18 protein-coding genes are annotated in these 19638 nt (G+C 41.5%); 17 read left to right on the forward strand and 1 reads right to left on the reverse strand.

Annotated elements, in window-relative coordinates; all coding sequences use genetic code 11:
- Nucleotides 1–183 precede the first annotated feature (183 nt).
- Nucleotides 184–555 (forward strand): hypothetical protein, encoded by a 372-nt coding sequence (locus tag B5F38_RS14300; RefSeq protein ID WP_143240980.1) that lies wholly within the window; start codon nt 184–186, stop codon nt 553–555.
- A 244-nt stretch (nt 556–799) separates the two neighbouring features.
- On the opposite strand, the gene B5F38_RS12425 is transcribed toward B5F38_RS14300, so the two are convergent.
- Nucleotides 800–2176, reverse strand: coding sequence for an aldehyde dehydrogenase (locus tag B5F38_RS12425; RefSeq protein WP_087409511.1), 1377 nt, complete (start codon nt 2174–2176; stop codon nt 800–802).
- A 301-nt stretch (nt 2177–2477) separates the two neighbouring features.
- Between B5F38_RS12425 and B5F38_RS12430 the strand changes: the two genes are divergently transcribed.
- The 16 genes from B5F38_RS12430 (at nt 2478) to B5F38_RS12505 (ending at nt 19627) form a co-directional block, all read left to right on the forward strand.
- The gene (locus B5F38_RS12430; RefSeq protein ID WP_087409512.1) at nt 2478–3686 is read left to right on the forward strand and encodes a site-specific integrase; all 1209 of its coding nucleotides are present in this window, start codon (nt 2478–2480) and stop codon (nt 3684–3686) included.
- 505 nt (nt 3687–4191) lie between these two features.
- A complete protein-coding gene (locus B5F38_RS12435) occupies nt 4192–4794 on the forward strand; it encodes a UpxY family transcription antiterminator (protein WP_143240981.1) in 603 nt (200 codons plus the stop codon).
- A gap of 39 nt (nt 4795–4833) precedes the next feature.
- On the forward strand, nt 4834–5220 hold the full coding sequence (locus tag B5F38_RS12440; protein ID WP_087409513.1) for a hypothetical protein: 387 nt from the start codon (nt 4834–4836) through the stop codon (nt 5218–5220).
- 50 nt (nt 5221–5270) lie between these two features.
- Nucleotides 5271–6401: an MraY family glycosyltransferase gene (locus B5F38_RS12445; RefSeq protein ID WP_087409514.1), complete on the forward strand. Its 1131-nt coding sequence runs from the start codon at nt 5271–5273 to the stop codon at nt 6399–6401.
- Between the two features lie 4 nt (nt 6402–6405).
- Nucleotides 6406–7197: a polysaccharide biosynthesis/export family protein gene (locus tag B5F38_RS12450; protein WP_087409515.1), complete on the forward strand. Its 792-nt coding sequence runs from the start codon at nt 6406–6408 to the stop codon at nt 7195–7197.
- Between the two features lie 9 nt (nt 7198–7206).
- Nucleotides 7207–9612: a polysaccharide biosynthesis tyrosine autokinase gene (locus tag B5F38_RS12455; protein WP_087409516.1), complete on the forward strand. Its 2406-nt coding sequence runs from the start codon at nt 7207–7209 to the stop codon at nt 9610–9612.
- A 66-nt stretch (nt 9613–9678) separates the two neighbouring features.
- Complete coding sequence (locus B5F38_RS12460) at nt 9679–10335, forward strand: CpsB/CapC family capsule biosynthesis tyrosine phosphatase (RefSeq protein WP_087409517.1); 657 nt, start codon at nt 9679–9681, stop codon at nt 10333–10335.
- An 18-nt stretch (nt 10336–10353) separates the two neighbouring features.
- A complete protein-coding gene (gene rfbA, locus B5F38_RS12465) occupies nt 10354–11259 on the forward strand; it encodes a glucose-1-phosphate thymidylyltransferase RfbA (protein WP_087409518.1) in 906 nt (301 codons plus the stop codon).
- A gap of 3 nt (nt 11260–11262) precedes the next feature.
- Nucleotides 11263–11835: a dTDP-4-dehydrorhamnose 3,5-epimerase gene (gene rfbC / locus B5F38_RS12470; protein ID WP_087409519.1), complete on the forward strand. Its 573-nt coding sequence runs from the start codon at nt 11263–11265 to the stop codon at nt 11833–11835.
- Nucleotide 11836: 1 nt separating this feature from the next.
- Nucleotides 11837–12709 carry a dTDP-4-dehydrorhamnose reductase gene (gene rfbD, locus B5F38_RS12475; RefSeq protein ID WP_087409520.1) on the forward strand — a complete coding sequence of 291 codons (873 nt, stop codon included), beginning with the start codon at nt 11837–11839 and terminating at the stop codon, nt 12707–12709.
- On the forward strand, nt 12706–13851 hold the full coding sequence (locus tag B5F38_RS12480) for a dTDP-glucose 4,6-dehydratase (protein WP_087409521.1): 1146 nt from the start codon (nt 12706–12708) through the stop codon (nt 13849–13851). Before rfbD ends, B5F38_RS12480 begins: the two co-directional genes overlap by 4 nt.
- Before the next feature lies 1 nt (nt 13852).
- Nucleotides 13853–15361, forward strand: coding sequence for an oligosaccharide flippase family protein (locus B5F38_RS12485; RefSeq protein WP_087409522.1), 1509 nt, complete (start codon nt 13853–13855; stop codon nt 15359–15361).
- Nucleotides 15361–16470 (forward strand): glycosyltransferase family 1 protein, encoded by a 1110-nt coding sequence (locus tag B5F38_RS12490; protein ID WP_087409523.1) that lies wholly within the window; start codon nt 15361–15363, stop codon nt 16468–16470. Before B5F38_RS12485 ends, B5F38_RS12490 begins: the two co-directional genes overlap by 1 nt.
- A complete protein-coding gene (locus B5F38_RS12495; RefSeq protein WP_087409524.1) occupies nt 16467–17573 on the forward strand; it encodes a polysaccharide pyruvyl transferase family protein in 1107 nt (368 codons plus the stop codon). Before B5F38_RS12490 ends, B5F38_RS12495 begins: the two co-directional genes overlap by 4 nt.
- A complete protein-coding gene (locus B5F38_RS12500) occupies nt 17574–18701 on the forward strand; it encodes a Coenzyme F420 hydrogenase/dehydrogenase, beta subunit C-terminal domain (protein WP_087409525.1) in 1128 nt (375 codons plus the stop codon). It abuts the gene before it with no gap.
- Nucleotides 18701–19627 (forward strand): glycosyltransferase family 2 protein, encoded by a 927-nt coding sequence (locus B5F38_RS12505; RefSeq protein ID WP_087409526.1) that lies wholly within the window; start codon nt 18701–18703, stop codon nt 19625–19627. Before B5F38_RS12500 ends, B5F38_RS12505 begins: the two co-directional genes overlap by 1 nt.
- Nucleotides 19628–19638: the final 11 nt, after the last annotated feature.

Consider the following 19638-nt stretch of genomic DNA (forward strand, 5'->3'; position numbering starts at 1 on the left):
CGAATTGCATAGAAAAATAGAAGATACCGCCTATATTGTTATCCTAATTGAGTTAATAATCAATAAAAGCGTTAAATCTTCACCCTTTAGAATGTACAATTAAAGACAACGACCATATTTCTGACTTATTACCTATAAAATATTGAGTAATAATCGGTTGTAAATACAACATATTGTAATGAATTGAAGGAAGTACATGTTCAAGCTAGTATACCCCCGATAATTGATGCTGAGACATTTAGCGACTATAATAAAACACTGTATGTGCCAATTAACTGCAGTGATGCTTATCGGGTTTCCGAGTATTGGAAGAACTTTGAATATATTGTAGAGTCTGCTGATGAAAGTGCCATTGAAGCGATTGTTAATGAAAAACATCGCATCTATGTTGTTGGTCATACTCTGCATGTGGAGAATAGAGAAGATATTTATCGGGTGTATAATCTTATAGGGCAGATCGTTTATACGGGGAGTGATCGGGTTGTACGGTTGTCCGATTCTGGCGTCTATGTGATTTGTACAAAAGAGTCTTCGTTTAAAGTCGTTGTGAGATAAGTGTTTACTTATCCTTGTCATACACAAGAAAGACTGTCTTAAAATGAACTGCATCCCAAAAGTTAGATACGAAACTTTTGGGGTGCAGTTCAAAATGATTGTCTTTTGTCTATGAAATGTTGGGATGAGATATTAGAGAGAAAATAGGCCCCTTGGGCTCCGCATGGGACTGCGGGGTGACGAGGCGTATCATATCGCGCTGCAATGTGGTATCCAAATTCTTAGATAACAAGAGTAACATTTTTTATTTCAAAACCCGTTTAAGCCACTTCAGTTTGTTGCCATAGGGCGGGAACCGGAATTCGGAGTAGAGCCGCTGGTTCGAGGTGACGACGCTGCGCTGGTGGCTGAAGGTCTCGAAACTGGTGCGGCCGTGATAGGCCCCCATGCCGCTGTTGCCGATACCTCCGAAGGGAAGGTGGCCGTTGGCAATCTGCATGACGGTATCGTTGATGCAGGCACCTCCCGACGAGGTGTGCTGTATCATGTAGCGGGCCCGCTTGCGGCTGCGGGTAAAGTAGTAGAGGGCCAGCGGTTTCTCGCGCTGGTTGATGTATTCGACACAGTCGTCGATGTCGTCGAACGGTATCACGGGGAGTATGGGACCGAAAATCTCGTCGGTGAGCAGGGGCGATTGCGGGTCGATGTCGGTAAGTAGCGTAGGGGCTATGTAGCGGTCGGTAGGGTCGCAGGTGCCGCCGCAGAGGGGAGTGCCGTGCGAGAGCAGAGCCGCCAGACGTTCGAAATGCCGCGCGTTGACAATGCGCGAATAGTCGGGGTTGTGTTGCGGGTCCTCGCCGAACTGCCGCACGATTTCCCGGCGCATCAGCTCGACGAGGTGCGACTCTACCCGGCTGTGCACCAGCAGATAATCGGGAGCTACGCAGGTCTGCCCGCAGTTGATGAATTTGCCCCACACGATGCGGCGGGCAGCCGTAGGCAAGTGAGCGTCGTCGTCGACAATACAGGGGCTCTTGCCACCCAGCTCGAGCGTGACCGGCGTGAGGTATCGGGCAGCCGCCTGCATGATGTGGCGGCCATACTCTACACCGCCGGTGTAGAAGATGTAGTCGAACCGTTCTTGCAGCAGCTCCTCGGTCGTTTCACGCCTACCGTCGGCCACGGCGATATACTCCTCTTCGAAACATTCGCCAATGAGTTCTTGCAGGGCCCGAGTCGTGTGGGGCGCTTCGCCCGAGGGCTTGATGATGGCACAGTTGCCGGCCGCGATGGCACCTACCAGAGGCGACAGCGCCAGTTGCAGCGGGTAGTTCCACGGGGCAACGATGAGCACACACCCGTAAGGCTCGTAATGAATGCGGCTGTGAGAGCCGAAGAGGAAGAGAGGCGTGGGGCGCCGGCGGTCGCGAGCCCAACTCTGCAGGTTGTTTTTGACGATGCGTATCTCGTGCAGCAGGATACCGATTTCGGTTACATAACTTTCGAAAGGCGACTTGCCCAAGTCGGCCCGCAAAGCCTCGGCCAGTTGTTTTTCCCGGTCGGCAATTCCTTCGGCCAGGCGGTCGAGGGCACACAAACGGTAGGGGATCTCGCGGGTAATATGTTCGTTGAAGAATGCTTTTTGCAAATTGACCAAGTGATGATAGTCGTGCGTTGTCATATCGTCGTCGTTTGTAATTGGGTGATAAAGATAACAATTCGCCGGCAGATACAGTTTAAAATTATTCTAAATTCTTGTTTGAGCCGTTATGAAAGCATTATAGAGAATTTACATGGCAAAGAAATCGAACTTTTGAAAAGGCCATAAGTAGGGTGAAAATATAATAAAAAGAGGGCGCCGGTTATGGTCAGAATCGAGAATGTATTACTTTTTATCACCTTTGACAAACGGGTTTTGTCGTTGGACGATTTATTGTTTTTGTTGAGAGAGAATAGAGAGTAGTTTAACTTATATAAGTAATATGGCAACAATAAAAGTAAAATTCCGCCCCTCTTCCATCCCTTCGAAAGAGGGCGTTTTGTATTATCAGATCATTCATAATCGAGTAACGCGACAGATTCGTACAAGATTCAAGTTGCATCCCGATGAGTGGAATGAAGAAGATATGGCATTTGATTTTTCTAACAGTAGGAATAATAATCGGCAACATTATCTGATTTCGTTGAAAGAAAAGGTGAGTGCCGATTTAGCCCGGCTGGAGGATATTGTCGACACCTTTGAGCAATCGGGGGTGGTTTATACTGCAGACCAGATTGTCCAAGCTTTTTCTACCCCGATAGAAAATAGGGAGTTTTTGGAATTTACAAGGAGGCTTATCGAGCAATTAAACCAAATCGGGAAGAGACGTACGGCCGAGACGTACGCTACAACTCTGAATAGTTTTGTACGATTTAGAGACGGGCAGGAGATTGGTATCGACCAGATAGACTCAAACGTAATGGTCGCGTATGAAATCTATTTGAAGGCTTCCGGTCTTTGCCCGAATACCACCTCTTTTTATATGCGTAATCTCCGAGCCATATACAACAGAGCCGTAGAGCAGGGATTTACAATGCAGAGGTATCCGTTTAGGCATGTATATACAGGCATTGACAAAACGGTGAAACGAGCAGTGCCGTTGAAGATAATTCGCCAGATACGAGATTTGGATTTACGGATGAATCCGTCGTTGGATTATGCTCGCGACATATTTATGTTTTCGTTTTATACCCGAGGAATGTCGTTTGTAGATATGGCCTTTTTGAGAAAGAAGGATATACAGAATGGAATATTGTCGTATCGTCGGCAAAAAACAAACCAGCGGCTTTTTATCAAATGGGAGAAACCTATGCAAGAGATTATAGAAAAATATGATACATTGGACTCCCCTTATTTATTGCCTATCATTCGCAGTGTATATATAGATGAGCGAAAACAGTATAGGAATGCCGCACATCTGGTGAATAACAAATTGAAGCAGTTGGGCCGGCAGATAGGTTTGTCCATACCCTTGACCAGCTATGTGGCTCGCCACGCATGGGCCAGTATTGCACGAAGTAAAAATATTTCCATATCGGTTATCAGTGAGGCTATGGGGCACGACTCAGAGAGCACGACTCGTATTTATTTGGCTTCGTTAGATACCTCTGTTGTAGATAAGGCAAACAATATAATCCTTAAATCTCTATAAAAAAACTTGTGAAAAAGGTACTCGTTATTTGAAAGTTCTGTCTGAGTATCAGTAATATTATAAAAACCAGAGATTGTATAGGTAAAAGGGGACGTGTTAAATAGAAAAAACTTCTCTGTTCAAGAGAATGATATTTGGCACAAAATTACAAAAAACTTTGATAAATACACAAAAAGAAGCATATAAAATTATATTTCCGAAAGTATATTTACCAGACTCTTGCATTAAGATGTTATATAAAAAGTCACTCCCTTTTTTCTATATAACTATTCCTTAGCACCTTACTTATCTCTATCATTCTCTTGAACAGAGAAATATAGAGTGGGTGATATGTTAATTTGTAATAATCTACAATAAAGGTGTACAACATCTTTTGAACAGTAGATGGAAAGATTGGGCAAAAAAGGGGATTCACCCCGAACTTATGGTCTATGTGTCTGTAACTGCATGAAATACAACGATAAAATGTATCATGCAGGATTAGAAGATTTGCTCTGAACTCAATATGGGAAAAGAATTGACCGAGTCGTTAAATGGGTCGAAGAGGCCAGAGGAGGGACGCTCTTTATCTGAGAATAATGAGCAGAAGTATTGGTTTGTTATGCGTGACCTTAAACGTCCTAATGCCAAGATACCGGCCTATAAACAACTTGCCGATGAACCGTGTGAAGTCTTTACGCCACTGAAGCGGATTTTGAAAATTTCGCATGGTCGTCGAGTGCGGGAAGAGGTCCCTTTTATACAGGATCTTCTTTTTGTCCACGGTAAAGCGTGTGAGATAGAGGCAATCGTCCAAAAGATTCCTACCCTGCAATTCCGCTATCAAAAAGGGGGATTCCGTCGTCCCATGGTTGTACGCGACAGGGATATGGAGCGATTCATATATGCTGTGAAGTCTTCGGATAATCCCAAGTATTACTTACCCGAGGAGATTACACCGGCTATGTATGGGCACACGATACAGATTATAGGAGGAGGTTTGGATGGCTATAAAGGCACCTTGCTGACCGTACGAGGCTCTAAAACCAAACGTCTGTTGGTCGAATTGCCTAATTTCTTTTCGGTGGGGGTTGAAATTAGTTCGGAGTATATTGAGCTGTGTGAATAAGTTGCGATTCAATAAGTATTTTTCAGAAAGGTCCGGGTTATGGCTATGAATGGTTCTGCAACTGACAATATTTCCAATCTCGAATTTATGCAGCAGTTGGCCGGTTATATCCCTGGAATTATACATCGGGAACGAAACAACCGGCAATACATCTATTTGTATAAAATGCGCGACTATTGGGGGGCATTCGACGAATCGGCGTTTCTGCTTTGCCGGTTATTTAAGAATACCCAGACCTCCATATTGCGAGTTGCAGAATATCCTTTCCCGGTAATCATGGTTTGCATATCGGACGATGAATTGCAAAAATATGGAGAGAAACATATATTTTGTCGCGATTATCAGGACCATAAAGTCATAGTGGGGACGAAGATTGTTGCCGAGCAATACTGGACATGGTATCGCATGGAGATAGAGGATAGTTAATTGGGACATAAATTTTCATAGGGGATTATCAAAAACTTTATAAGTTGGTTATGGCCGATTTTACACAAAACACAGATTTATGGATTATAAACGTGAGCTTGGTTTTTGTGCTGTGCGTTTTTCTGGCAGGGATTGTTATTCCGCAAATTTTGTTAATTGCTTTTCGCCGAAAGTTGTTCGATGTTCCTGATGAACGAAAGATACATCAGGGAGCTGTACCCCGTTTAGGAGGGATTGCATTTAAACCGGTGATCTTTTTCTCGGTCTTTCTTCTGTTGGGAATAGACATGATGGTGGGGCATACCGAAGTCTTATCGGAGATTGGTAAAGATGCTCAACCTCTTTTCTTTGGATTTTGCTCGATTATCGTACTTTATTTGGTTGGCATTGCCGACGATCTTATCGGGGTGAAGTATCGAGCTAAATTTTTTGTACAAGTTTTGTGTGGAGTCATGCTCATTGCCGGCGGGGTCTATCTCGACGATTTGACCGGTGTATTGGGGGTACATGAACTCCCGACATGGATCGGGTATCTGTTGACGGTACTGGCTACTGTTTTTATTATCAATGCAATCAACTTGATTGATGGTATCGATGGATTGGCTTCGGGTCTGTGTAGCATAGCTTGTCTCTTCTATGGCGTTATCTTTTTCTTGTTTGAAAAATATATCTACTCGATGTTGGCTTTCGCTACATTGGGAGTGTTGATGCCTTTCTTTTACTATAACGTATTCGGCAAGGTAGAACATCATAAAAAGATATTTATGGGCGATACCGGTAGTCTGACTATTGGGATGATGCTCTGTTTCCTGAGTATCCGGTTGGTTCAGTGTGGAGCCGATGAGGGTGGAAAGATATTGAATCCAATGATATTGGCATTTTCGCCGTTGATAATTCCTTGTTTCGATGTGGTGCGGGTATATCTGCATCGGGTGAGAAATGGGAAAAATCCTTTCCTTCCCGACAAAAACCACATTCATCACAAACTGATAGCTATCGGTATGAAGCAACGAACCGTGATGATATTGATTATTGCGGTCTCTCTTCTTTTTACCTTAGGTAATATTTTGTTGTCGAAGTATATAGAAATCAATCTTTTACTGGTCATAGATATTGCAATATGGACTTTGGTAAATATCGGATTGTCTCGTCGAATCAAAAAGCTACAATCAAACGCATAATAGTATGAAAAAGAAAAACGTCGTCTTTTCGATTGTGACCGCATTGATGTTGATCTCTTGCGCAACGCCTAAGGTCGCCTATTTTCAAAACGTGCAACCCGGGGCTGCGGAGACGGTATCGGAACCGATGGAGATTCGAATCCGACCAGGTGACAAGATTTCCATTCTGGTGAATAGCAAAGATCAGTTACTGGTCAATCTGTTCAATCTCCCGGTCATTACCCGTCAGATTGGGATGACGAGTAACAACAATACAAGTCAAGGCATTTCGGGCTATACTGTCAATGACGAGGGAAATATCGACTTCCCGGTATTGGGCAATGTACACGTAGAGGGGATGACCCGAGCCGAGATTGCTGCATACATAAAGAAAGAGTTGATGGAGAAGAATCTGGTGAAAGATCCTGTTGTGACGGTCGAGTTTATGAACCTGACGGTATCGGTATTGGGTGAAGTGGCCCATCCGGGACGTTTCAGCATCGACAAAGACCGATTGACGCTGTTGGAGGCCCTAAGCTTGGCCGGAGACTTGACTATTTATGGGAAGCGCGACAACATTTTGGTTCAGCGTGAAGAGAATGGTACGAAGGTATTTTATAGAGTGAATATAAATACGGGAGAGGACCTCTACACATCGCCCGTATACTATTTGCAGCAAAACGATGTCGTATATGTTGAGCCTAATTCGGTGAGAGCGAGACAATCGACAGTCAACGGTAATAATGTTCGTTCTACCTCTTTCTGGATATCGTTGGCTTCGCTGTTGACTACTATTACCGTGTTAATCGTAAAATAAAATTTTGATATGGCAATCAATAAAGATACTACCAAGAATAAGCAGACAGATGATTTTTTGCGCATTCAAGACCTGTTTTACCTGTGTCTGGCCAAATGGAAATGGTTCGTTATATCGCTCGTGGTGACCTGTGGTATAGCGGTGTTGTATCTGTTGCGTACCCCTTCGGTTTATACGCGCACGGCATCGGTATTGATTAAGGAGGATTCCAAAGGCAATTCCATCTCGTCGGGTATGGAGACCTTTTCGGAGTTTGGCCTTTTTCAGTCGAGTACGAATGTAAACAACGAGTTGCTGGCATTCCAGTCTCCGGCAGTAATGACCGAGGTGGTCAAGCGCCTGCAGTTGGGGACGACCTATTATTTGCCGGGTAAATTTCATCGGGTGGTCGCTTATGGAAAAAATCTGCCAGTGACGGTTACGCTTTGCGACCTCCCCGAGGACGAGACGGGTAGCTTTACGGTGGAGATACGTCCGGGAAGATCGTTTGGTCTGTCCGATTTCACTCGAAACGGCGACGATATGAAGAGCGATAAGATTACGGGAACCTTGGCCGATACCATTGCCACTCCGCTGGGGCGTATGGTGGTGAATGCTACGGCAAATTATGTCGATGCCCCGTGCACCCTCTATGTAGATAGATCGACCTTATACAGTGCCGTGAATGCCTATTCGGCCAATTTGTCGGTATCGTTGAATAATGAAAAGGCATCGGTCATAGACTTGTCGTTTAAGGACTTGTCGACACAACGTGCCGAGGATGTACTGAATACGTTAATCTCGGTATATAACGAGAATTGGGTCAAGGACAAGAATCAGGTTGCTGTCAGTACCTCTATGTTTATCAATGAGCGATTGGGGGTAATCGAACAGGAATTGGGGAATGTCGATGAGGACATATCGTCGTACAAGTCGGAGCATCTGTTGCCCGATGTTCAGGCTGCATCGAACATGTATATGATGCAAAGCAGTGAGACCAACTCTCAGATTCTTGCTTTGAACAATCAATTATATATGGCCCGTTATATACGGAACTATCTGGCCAACGACGCGAACAAAAGCCAGTTGTTGCCGGCCAATTCGGGAATAGATAATGGCAATATCGAGTCTCAAATATCGGAGTATAACCGGCAGTTGCTGCAACGCAACAATCTGGTCGCCAACAGTAGCACCGATAACCCGTTGGTCGTAGACATGGACCAGGCTCTGAAATCCATGCGCAAAGCTATAATAGGATCGATAGACAACCAGATTGAGACCTTGAATGCACAGATAAAGAGTCTGCAATATTCCGAGCAGCAAACCACCTCACGTATTGCAGCTAACCCGACTCAGGCCAAATATCTGCTCTCGGTAGAGCGTCAGCAGAAAGTGAAAGAGGCCTTGTATCTCTTCTTGTTGCAAAAGCGAGAGGAGAATGAATTGTCTCAGGCCTTTACGGCATACAATACCCGTATCGTTACACCCCCTCATGGTAGTCTGAATCCGACGGCGCCAATAAAAAAGAATATTCTGTTGGTCGCTTTTGCCGTGGGGTTGCTGATACCGATTATTATTGTCTTCATGCGGGAAACGATGAACACGCGGGTACGAGGAAGAAAAGATTTGGAGTCGTTGAGCATCCCGTTTATTGGGGAGATACCATTGTGTGTGCACAAGAAAAAAGGCTGGTTCAAAAGGACTGTGTCCAGACCGAAATCGGTTGTTGTCAAAGAGGGGAGCCGCGATATTATCAACGAGGCATTTCGGGTGTTGCGTACCAACCTCGAGTTTATGACCGGTAGCGATAAGAATCGAAATGTGATTATCCTGACCTCGTTCAATCCCGGTAGTGGCAAATCGTTCCTGACGATGAATATCGCGGTGAGTCTGGCTATCAAGGACAAGCGTGTACTGGTTATTGACGGAGACTTGCGCCATGGGTCTACTTCGGCTTATGTCAATTCTCCTAAACTGGGATTAAGTGACTATCTGGGTGGTCGGGTATCACAGTTGTCCGCTATCATCGTGAACGATACAAAGTATAAGAATCTGGATATTCTGCCGGTGGGTACGATTCCTCCCAACCCGACCGAGCTGTTGTTTAACGAAAGACTTAAACAAGTAATCGATAGCGTGCGGTCTCAGTATGATTATGTATTTATCGACTGCCCGCCTATCGAGCTGGTAGCCGATACGCAGATTATAGAGAAACTGGCCGATAGAACCATTTTTGTCGTACGGGCCGGACTGCTCGAGCGCAGTATGCTTGCCGAGTTGGAGACCCTCTATGACGAACAGAAGCTCAAAAACATGGCTTTGATTCTCAATGGTACCGAGTCGAATACCAATAAGTATGGTTATCGATATGGTTATCGATATGGCTATCACTACGGTTATGGCTATGGTTACCACTATGGATCGGACGAAGAATAACACGAAGTCTGGGGAAGACTGTATGGTTAGATTCCATTCGGAAGGAGTGGATGAATAGAACGAACAATGTGGCCCTTTAAGAAACGGATTTCATTAAAGGCAAGTGGCATATTTGCCGGACTTACCGATTGGCATAGTCATATTCTGCCGGGGGTGGACGATGGTGTACAGACCATGGAAGAGTCGTTGGCAATATTGCAGCAGTACGAAGTGCTGGGAGTGAAAGCCGTATGGCTTACCCCACATATCATGGAGGACATACCCAACACAACCATGCGTTTGAAGGAGCGCTTTGCCGAATTGCAGCAGGCCTATCCAGGACCGGTTGCTCTTCATCTGGCTGCCGAGAACATGCTCGACCATCTTTTTGAAGAACGATTGGAAAGCAATGATTTGCTGCCCATTGGAGATGCCGGTAACAGGTTACTGGTAGAGACCTCATATTTCAATCCGCCGATGAATCTGTATGAGACCTTGGAGCGTATCAAGTCCAAGGGGTATTATCCGGTATTGGCACATCCCGAGCGATATGTGTATATGGGCAATCGAGATTATCGACGGCTGAAAGAGATGGGGGTGGAGTTTCAACTCAATTTGCCATCTTTGACGGGATTGTATGGAAAACAGGTTCAAGCAACAGCCGAACAGCTCGAAAAGAGGGGATTTTATAATTATAAGGGAACTGATATTCATACCATAAAATGGTTGTTGCATATTAAATAATGAATATATAAGAAAACTATGAAAGGAATTGTATTGGCCGGTGGAAGCGGCACGCGACTTTATCCCATTACGAAAGGGGTTAGCAAACAGTTGTTGCCTATCTACGACAAACCGATGATTTATTATCCCATATCGGTGTTGATGTTGGCGGGAATCAGAGAAATACTCATTATCTCTACGCCTTACGATCTCCCAGGCTTCAAGCGATTGTTGGGTGATGGATCGGATTATGGTGTACGGTTTGAATATGCCGAGCAGCCGTCGCCCGATGGACTGGCACAGGCATTTATTATCGGTGAGCAGTTTATTGGCGACGACTCGGTATGCTTGGTTTTGGGCGATAATATCTTTCATGGAACCGGTTTTTCCAAGTTGCTGAAAGAGGCTGTCGAGAATGCCGAACAAGCAGGTAAAGCCACAGTCTTCGGGTATTGGGTCGACGATTCAGAGCGCTATGGCGTAGCTGAGTTTGATGCCAATGGCAACTGCTTGTCGATTGAGGAGAAACCCGAGCATCCGAAATCGAACTATGCCGTTGTGGGGCTCTATTTCTATCCCAACCAGGTGGTCGATGTGGCAAAGAATATAAAGCCGTCGGCTCGTGGCGAATTGGAAATCACCACAGTCAATCAAGTGTTTTTGCAAGAACAGAAATTGAAAGTTCAGACCTTGGGCCGAGGCTTTGCCTGGCTCGATACCGGTACCCACGATTCATTGGCCGAAGCCTCTATTTTTGTCGAAGTGATAGAGAAACGACAAGGGTTGAAGGTAGCCTGTCTGGAAGGTATCGCCTATCGGAAGGGCTGGATTGGACGCGAGAAAATGGAAGAGGTAGCCCGACCGATGTTGAAAAATCAATATGGACAATATTTACTGAAAGTGATTGCCGAGATAGAACAAACCGGAAAAGAAAATTTGGATTGACTTATGAATGTAATCAAAACCGAAATTGAGGGAGTTGTCATTATAGAGCCTCGGATTTTCAGGGATGCGAGAGGCTATTTCTTCGAATCGTTCTCGCAAAAGGAGTTCGATGAAAAGGTGCGTCCAATCTCTTTTGTACAAGACAACGAAAGCATGTCGTCTTATGGCGTGATGCGAGGATTGCATTTTCAGAGTCCTCCCTACACGCAAAGCAAGTTGGTGCGTTGTGTCAAAGGTCGTGTGCTCGATGTTGCCGTGGATATTCGCAAAGGTTCTCCTACATACGGCAAGCATGTGGCCGTAGAGCTGACCGAAGAGAATCATCGGCAGTTTTTTATCCCGCGAGGCTTTGCTCATGGTTTTGCCGTATTGAGCGAAACGGCTGTGTTCCAGTATAAGTGTGACAATTTTTATGCTCCGCAGGCCGATGGCGGAATCAGTATTCTGGATACCTCGTTGGGAATCGACTGGCAAATAGCTCCAGATAAAGCAATTTTAAGTGAGAAGGACACGAAGCACCCCTTGTTGCGCGATTTCGACAGTCCGTTTGATATAAACGAAAATTTGTATGAGTAAGATGAATATACTTGTAACCGGGGCCAACGGACAACTTGGCAACGAGATGCGCGTGGTGGCCCGGAACAGTGCAGACAACTACATCTTTACCGATGTGGCCGAGCTCGATATTACCGATGCCGCAGCCGTAGAAAAGATGGTCACCGACAACGATGTGAAAGTAATCGTCAACTGTGCTGCCTATACCAATGTAGATAAAGCGGAAGACGACCGTGAGTTTGCCGAGTTGCTCAATGCTCGGGCCGTTGAAAATCTGGCACAGGCTATACGCCGGAACGACGGACTGCTTGTGCATGTCTCGACCGACTATGTATTTGGAGGTACCAAAAACAATACTCCTTGTAGAGAAGACGAACCGGCCAACCCGACAGGCGTTTATGGCGTAACCAAACTACATGGCGAGCAGGCTATTATCGCCTCGGGCTGTCACCATATCATTATTCGCACAGCTTGGTTGTATAGCGAGTTTGGCAAGAACTTTTTGAAAACGATGCTCGATCTCACGACAACCAAACCTCAACTGAAGGTCGTCTTCGACCAGGTTGGTTCGCCCACTTACGCCTATGATTTGGCGCTTGCCATTTTCGACATTGTCGAGAATCGCAAATATGTCGATAACGACGGTATCTATCACTATTCAAACGAGGGGGTATGCTCGTGGTTCGATTTCACAAAAATGATAGCCGAATATGCCGGCCACACCGGTTGCGACATTCAACCCTGTCACAGCGACGAGTTCCCTTCGAAGGTCGTACGTCCCAGCTATTCGGTTCTCGATAAAACCAAAATAAAAAAGACTTTTGGCGTGGCGGTTCCCTATTGGACCGATTCGCTGAGAGTGTGTATGACCAACTTAAAAACTATCAGTAAATGAATGCCTTTAAAAGAAATATCATCATTACCGGCGGTGCCGGTTTCATTGGCTCGCATGTAGTGCGCCTTTTTGTCAACAAGTATCCCGATTATCACATTATAAATCTCGATAAGTTGACCTATGCCGGCAACCTGGCCAACCTGAAAGACATCGAAGACAAACCCAACTATACGTTTGTCAAAGCCGATATTTGCGATTTCGATACCATCTTGTCGCTGATGCAGCAATACCAGGTCGACGGCATTATCCATCTGGCCGCCGAGAGTCACGTCGACCGATCTATCAAAGACCCCTTCACTTTTGCCCGCACCAATGTGATGGGTACGTTGAGCATGCTTCAGGCGGCCAAACTCTATTGGGAATCGCTTCCCGAGAAATACGAAGGCAAGCGTTTCTACCACATCTCGACCGACGAAGTCTACGGTGCGCTGGAGATGACCCATCCCGAGGGTATCAAACCGCCATTTACCACTACCGCCTCGTCCAGCGAGCACCATCTGGCCTACGGTACAGATTTCTTCTACGAAGATACCAAATACAATCCCCATAGTCCCTATTCGGCTTCGAAAGCCTCGAGCGACCACTTTGTGCGAGCCTTTCACGACACCTACGGGATGCCTACTATCGTGACCAACTGTTCGAACAATTACGGCCCGTATCAGTTCCCCGAGAAGCTGATACCGCTTTTCATCAACAACATCCGCCATCGCAAGCCGTTGCCCGTCTATGGCAAGGGCGAGAATGTGCGCGACTGGCTCTATGTGGAGGATCACGCCCGAGCCATCGACCTTATTTTCCACCAGGGCAAGATAGCCGAAACCTATAATATCGGAGGCTTCAACGAATGGAAAAACATCGACATCATCAAAGTCGTCATCAAGACCGTCGATCGCCTGCTAGGCCGCCCCGAAGGGGAGGATATGAACCTCATCACCTACGTAACCGACCGTGCCGGACACGACAAACGCTACGCCATCGACTCTACCAAGCTTCAGAAAGAACTAGGCTGGGAACCCTCTCTCCAGTTCGAAGAGGGTATCGAGAAGACTGTACGCTGGTATCTCGACAACCAGGAATGGATGGACCACATCACCTCTGGCGAATACGAAAAGTATTACGAGGAGATGTATAAGAATAGGTGAGATGGGGGAAGAAAATAGAAGTGCTAAGATTGCAAAGAACACTCTAATCCTATATGTTAGATTGTTTTTTACTATGTTAGTCGCTTTGTATACCTCAAGACTAATTCTAAATGCACTCGGTGCTGAGGATTATGGTATTTATAATGTTGTAGGAGGTGTTGTTGCTTTGTTTAGTTTTTTGAATACAGCAATGGCGTCTAGTACTCAGAGATTTATTAATTTTTATTTAGGACAGAATGATATAGATAAACTTAGTGAGATATTTAATACATCAATAATTATTCATATTAGTATTGCTGTATTTATTCTTTTCCTTGCTGAAACAGTAGGACTTTGGTTCTTGAATACTCAAATAAATATTCCTCAGACAAAAATATTTGGAGCAAATATTGTTTATCAATTTTCAATATTGACAGCTTTACTATCTCTTATACAAGCCCCATTTCTTGCGGCCATTATAGCGTATGAGAAGATGAATGTATATGCTTATATAGGTATTGTTGAAGCTTCTCTGAAATTGGTATGTGCAATTATTCTTTCTCTATATTTTACGTCAAAATTGGTTGTATATGGAATTCTTGTGTTTTTTACTTACTCTGTTTCGTTCTTATTGTATATTACATATGTAAAGAAAAATATTATATTAGGAAAAGTTAAAGTAGAAAAGAATAAACAAGCATATAAGAAAATACTTGGATTTACAAGTTGGACTGTTTTTGGAGGTGTTGCTAATGTATTGAATACTCAAGGTCAAAATATTCTCTTAAACATATTTACGGGGCCTATAATAAACGCGGCTCGTGGAATTTCAGTACAAGTAATACAAGCAATGTATTCTTTGATTAATGGTTTTCAAACTTCAATAAATCCTCAAATAGTGAAATCTTATGCGGCAGATAATATTACTTATTTTCAAAAATTAGTTAAAACTTCGGCGAAAGGCTCTTTTTTCTTATTTTCTATTATCGCAATTCCTATTTTGCTAGAGATCGATCCGATATTGTATTTGTGGTTAAAGGAAGTTCCAGCACATACTTCTTCTTTTTGCAGTCTTGTCATTATAAATACTTTATTAAATACATTTTCTGCTCCATTAATTACTTCGGCTTCAGCTTCTGGAAAAATTAAAATCTTTCAATTAGTAACAAGTATCATATTTATTTCAAATATTCCAATTTCTTATTTCTTTTTACGGGCTGGATATTCTCCCGAAGTTGTCTATTATACAGCTATTATAGCAGAGGTCGCTGCATTATTTTGTAGACTATTAATTGTAAAAAGATTAGTTCCGATTAATGCAAGGTCTTATGTCTGTATGATATTTCGGTGCATTATAATATTTATAATTATATATATATCTTCTTATTATATTCATTCTGAATTTATATATAGCATACTTCGATTGATGGGTACATTCTTATTTACAATACCTTATTCTTGTCTGATAATTTATTTTTTAGGCTTGGATAAACAAGAGCAAAAATTTATTAGATCAAAAATAAAAAGATAATGATGAAGATTCTTTTGGATTTGACATACATAGATTCATATAGTATTACTGGAGTTACAAATTATGCTTATAGATTATTAGATGGCTTTATAAAATGTAATTTTAATAAAAATGTAGTCTTATTAGTTACTTCGGAGAATGCAGTTATAGTCGAACAAAATACAGGAGATTACGAACAAATTGTTATTGAATTAAAAACGATAAGAAGAGTACCATATTTTAATGGCTTATTAAATAAAAGACAGCTAGATAAAATTATAGAAAATAATAAGATTGATTTATTTTTTTCTCCTTATATTGTATATCATGGACTGTATACGAGTAAGATTCCCTTTGTTGGTGTTTTTCATGACGCTCAAGGATTTAAATTGATGGAGTCTCCCATAAAGCAATTGTTATATAATATATTCACAAAACGTATTTTAAGCAAGACAACCAAAATAGTAACAATTTCGAATTTCTCTAAAAATGATATTGTGAATAGGGAGCCTCAATTAAAGGAGCGAATTGAAGTTATATATAATAGCATATTACCTGTATCAAGGCCTTTTAATTCTCTCCCTAAATCGGATCCATATATATTGAATGTCAATACTTTAGAGCCATATAAAAATTTAATAACTCTTGTCAAAGCATTCAATCTTTTGAAAGATAAGATACCTCATATGCTTTTTGTAAAAGCACAGCGACTCCCATATTGGGACAACATAATTTTTCCATACATGATTAAGTATGGTCTTGAAAATCGGATTAAACTAATAGAAATGAAATTTAGTGAAGAAGAAATGGCTTCACTTTATAGTAATGCAGATTTGTTTGTATCTCCTTCGTTGATGGAAGGTTTCGGTTTCACACCTATAGAAGCGGCTCTTTATGAGATTCCTGTCATTTGTAGCAAAGAATCAGCATTAGTCGAAACGACAAAAGGTTTATTAAATTATTATGAGCCTGCAACAGATGAAAAGAAGTTGGCCGAAACAATTCTGCAATTGATTAATAACCCTATAGATAAGGCTGTGCTTTCATCCATTTCACTTGAATATATTAACTCGTATTCGACAAAAAATCAGGCGGGCCAGTTTATAGCATTATTTAATACGATAGTATGAAAAAAGTAGGAATTGTAACTTGGTTTGGTGGAAGTAATTATGGCACATCCTTACAGGCATATGCTTTATGTTATAAATTAGAACAGTACGGTGTAAAGCCATATTTATTACAGAAATGTTTAAGTTGGAGAAATGTTGCAGGTATTTTTGTGCGATATATTAAAGGTGTTAATCGCCCAAATTCTCAAGAGGGTTTTTCAGCTATTAAACGAAGAAAAATAAGGGATTTTAAAAGAAAAGAATTCAATCAGTTTCCTGTATGTTTTGGATACATTGGGCGAATGATATATACGTTACAGATAAATAATTTGGATTGTATTATTTCAGGAAGCGATCAGTTATGGAATCCTTTTTATACAGAACCCTTTTTATTACTTAAAAATTTGAAAGTGAAAAAAAAGTATTCGTATGCTTCTAGTATAGGGGTCTCTGAAATCCCAGAAGTTGTACGCCCTATGTATAGAGATGCTTTATCAGATTTTGAGGCTATTTCTGTGCGAGAGACAACTGCTATCGAACCATTGAAACAGCTAACAAATAAGCCTATTATAAAAGTTGTTGATCCTACATTTTTATTAAAAACAGAAGATTGGATTCAGTTTGCTTCTCATAGCACACTACAACAGAGCATAACCAATCAGCCATATGTTCTGTGTTACTTTATCGCAGAAAATGATTTTTATTGGGAGTGTGTAGCAGATTTGAGAAAGAATACCGGGATTAATCGTGTTATTGTCTTGCCGATGAAACCAAGTCATTTTAAATATCAATATGAGATTCTTGAGACTGCAGGAATACATGACTTTGTTCGACTTATTGCTGATTCTTCATTAGTTTGTACTGACTCTTTTCATGCAACAGCTATTAGTATTAATTTGAGAAAAGAGTTCATAACTCTATTGCGGTTTAAATATTTAGAGTATGCATCTCAAAATTCACGAATTTATGATTTATTACAACGTTATAAATTAGAAGATCGTTTGTTGAAAGGTCCGTTAACTTCTCCCTTAAAAAAAATTGATTACTCTGAGCCGATGAGAGTTCTAGATAATGATAGAGAAAAATCGATTAGCTATATAGAGAATATTTTGAAGAAAATTTAGATGAAAGACATTTGTCAATACGAATTATGTACGGGTTGTTCTGCATGCCAAAATATATGCCCTCATGATTGCATCACAATGGAACCCGATAGTTTTGGAGTATTACATCCAACAATCAATGAGCATCTTTGTGTCGATTGTGGATTATGTAGTAAAACCTGCCCTATAAATGTTCCCGTAGAGTTGTTTGATCCACATAAGTGTTATGCTGTGTGGCATAGAGATTATGGCTTCAGAAAGAAATGTGCTTCAGGAGGAGTTGCAGCTTCTCTATATTTATTTTTTATTCAAAAATTGAAAGGAGTGGTTTATGGAGTGACTTGGGATAGTCATCTTCGTCCAATCTTTTGTAGAACTGAGAACTTAAATGTGGCAGTGCAATTTAAGGGATCTAAGTATGTACAAGCCTTTGTTGAGGATATATATAGGCAAGTTAAGAGAGATCTGAGAAGTAATCGATTTGTTTTATTTATTGGAACACCATGTCAAGTTGCGGGACTGAAAAACTATCTAAAACAGGATTACGACCGATTGTTTACTTGTGATTTAGTTTGTCATGGGGTCCCTCCATATGAATATTTTCATAGAGAGATTGATAGAATTAAGAGACATAAGAGAATTCAAGTTACTGGGTGTCGCTTTAGGGGAAATGATGAATATAATTATCATTTGACATTATGGGATGGAGAAAAATTGGTATATGATAGGAGGGGAAGTCAATCATATTTTCTCTATGGTTTTTTGACATCTATTACGTTAAGTGAAGGGTGCTATTCTTGTAAGTTCGCTACAGATAAACGTGTTGGTGATATTTCTATAGGGGATTTTATAGGCTTAGGGAACCTTAATATTATGGGACTACAACCTAAAAATGTATCAGTTGTAACTATTAATACGAAAAGGGCTTGTTCCCTTTGGGAGCAAGTGCAAAATTCAGATCCTTCGATAATGCAAGAAGAACGATTGTTTTCAGAAGCTGTTACTGGAGGACAAAGTTTTCAAAGACCAGCAGTAAAAAATGTAAAAAGAGACAAGTTTTTGAAAGATTATAAACTCTACGGATGGGATAAGGCAATACATAGGGCTTTATGGAAAAGTATTTTACGGAATAAGATAAAAAGAATATAATGAATGAGAAGATGGATAATCAATATGGTATTGACGTTTCAATAATTTTAGTCAATTATAATACTACAGATTTGTTAGTTCAAGCTATAAAATCTGTGTATCAATACAGCTTGGGATTTTCTTTTGAGATTATTGTTGTTGATAATAATTCAAGGGAAAATCCTCAAAAAGCCTTAAAAGATAATTTTAATGATAAAATTATCTTTTTACCATTATCGGAGAATATTGGTTTTGGCAGAGCGAATAATGAAGGCATAAAGATTTCGAGAGGGAGGAATATATTTCTGTTGAATACCGATACATATTTGTTGAATAATGCTATCAAAATATTAGCCGATTATATTGATGCTCACCCTAAAGTTGGTTCTTGTGGTGGTTCTCTCTTTTCTGCCGATTTAGCTCCTACATATTCATACCACCGAATTCCTTATGGAATTTGGTCATATGAAATTTCGGTAGTAACCTTAGGATTAAGTCGTTTATTGGTGAAGCATCCGTTTTACAATACTACGGAAAAGCCTATTCGAGTTGGAAATGTTTCTGGAGCTAATATGATGATTCGACATGATATCCTTAAAGAAGTTGGCCTTTTTGATCCGATTTTTTTTATGTATTGTGAAGAGGCAGAACTCTCTTGGCGTATCCGAAAGGCTGGTTATTATAATGTGAATGTCCCTCAGGCAAAGATTGTTCACTTGGAAGGGAAAAGTTCTCAAATTATTGAGAAAAGAAAGTTAATGGAATTGGATGGTCGAAAAAAGTATTATATAAAAACTCGGGGAATGCGATATTACTTATTTGCTAATAATTTGCTTTTGATTGGCGTGAATCTTAGAATTTTCTTTTATCATTTGTTGGGTAGGAAGATCGATGAAGAAAGATATCAAACCATAAAAAGGTTAGTAAATAAAGCGTATAATCTATGAAAAAATAATAG

The organism is Barnesiella sp. An22, from assembly GCF_002159975.1.
In the GTDB taxonomy this organism is placed as follows: domain Bacteria; phylum Bacteroidota; class Bacteroidia; order Bacteroidales; family Barnesiellaceae; genus Barnesiella; species Barnesiella merdigallinarum.

What these genes read in the sequence shown, in the direction of transcription:
- B5F38_RS12490 (WP_087409523.1), top strand. Translation starts at nt 15,361, where the DNA reads ATGATGAAGATTCTTTTGGATTTGACATACATAGATTCATATAGTATT.
- rfbA (WP_087409518.1), top strand. Translation starts at nt 10,354, where the DNA reads ATGAAAGGAATTGTATTGGCCGGTGGAAGCGGCACGCGACTTTATCCC.
- B5F38_RS12425 (WP_087409511.1), bottom strand. Translation starts at nt 2,176, where the DNA reads ATGACAACGCACGACTATCATCACTTGGTCAATTTGCAAAAAGCATTC.
- B5F38_RS12495 (WP_087409524.1), top strand. Translation starts at nt 16,467, where the DNA reads ATGAAAAAAGTAGGAATTGTAACTTGGTTTGGTGGAAGTAATTATGGC.
- B5F38_RS12450 (WP_087409515.1), top strand. Translation starts at nt 6,406, where the DNA reads ATGAAAAAGAAAAACGTCGTCTTTTCGATTGTGACCGCATTGATGTTG.
- B5F38_RS12435 (WP_143240981.1), top strand. Translation starts at nt 4,192, where the DNA reads ATGGGAAAAGAATTGACCGAGTCGTTAAATGGGTCGAAGAGGCCAGAG.
- B5F38_RS12440 (WP_087409513.1), top strand. Translation starts at nt 4,834, where the DNA reads ATGGCTATGAATGGTTCTGCAACTGACAATATTTCCAATCTCGAATTT.
- B5F38_RS12445 (WP_087409514.1), top strand. Translation starts at nt 5,271, where the DNA reads ATGGCCGATTTTACACAAAACACAGATTTATGGATTATAAACGTGAGC.
- B5F38_RS12430 (WP_087409512.1), top strand. Translation starts at nt 2,478, where the DNA reads ATGGCAACAATAAAAGTAAAATTCCGCCCCTCTTCCATCCCTTCGAAA.
- B5F38_RS12505 (WP_087409526.1), top strand. Translation starts at nt 18,701, where the DNA reads ATGAATGAGAAGATGGATAATCAATATGGTATTGACGTTTCAATAATT.
- B5F38_RS12455 (WP_087409516.1), top strand. Translation starts at nt 7,207, where the DNA reads ATGGCAATCAATAAAGATACTACCAAGAATAAGCAGACAGATGATTTT.
- rfbC (WP_087409519.1), top strand. Translation starts at nt 11,263, where the DNA reads ATGAATGTAATCAAAACCGAAATTGAGGGAGTTGTCATTATAGAGCCT.
- B5F38_RS12480 (WP_087409521.1), top strand. Translation starts at nt 12,706, where the DNA reads ATGAATGCCTTTAAAAGAAATATCATCATTACCGGCGGTGCCGGTTTC.
- B5F38_RS12500 (WP_087409525.1), top strand. Translation starts at nt 17,574, where the DNA reads ATGAAAGACATTTGTCAATACGAATTATGTACGGGTTGTTCTGCATGC.
- B5F38_RS12485 (WP_087409522.1), top strand. Translation starts at nt 13,853, where the DNA reads ATGGGGGAAGAAAATAGAAGTGCTAAGATTGCAAAGAACACTCTAATC.
- B5F38_RS12460 (WP_087409517.1), top strand. Translation starts at nt 9,679, where the DNA reads ATGTGGCCCTTTAAGAAACGGATTTCATTAAAGGCAAGTGGCATATTT.
- rfbD (WP_087409520.1), top strand. Translation starts at nt 11,837, where the DNA reads ATGAATATACTTGTAACCGGGGCCAACGGACAACTTGGCAACGAGATG.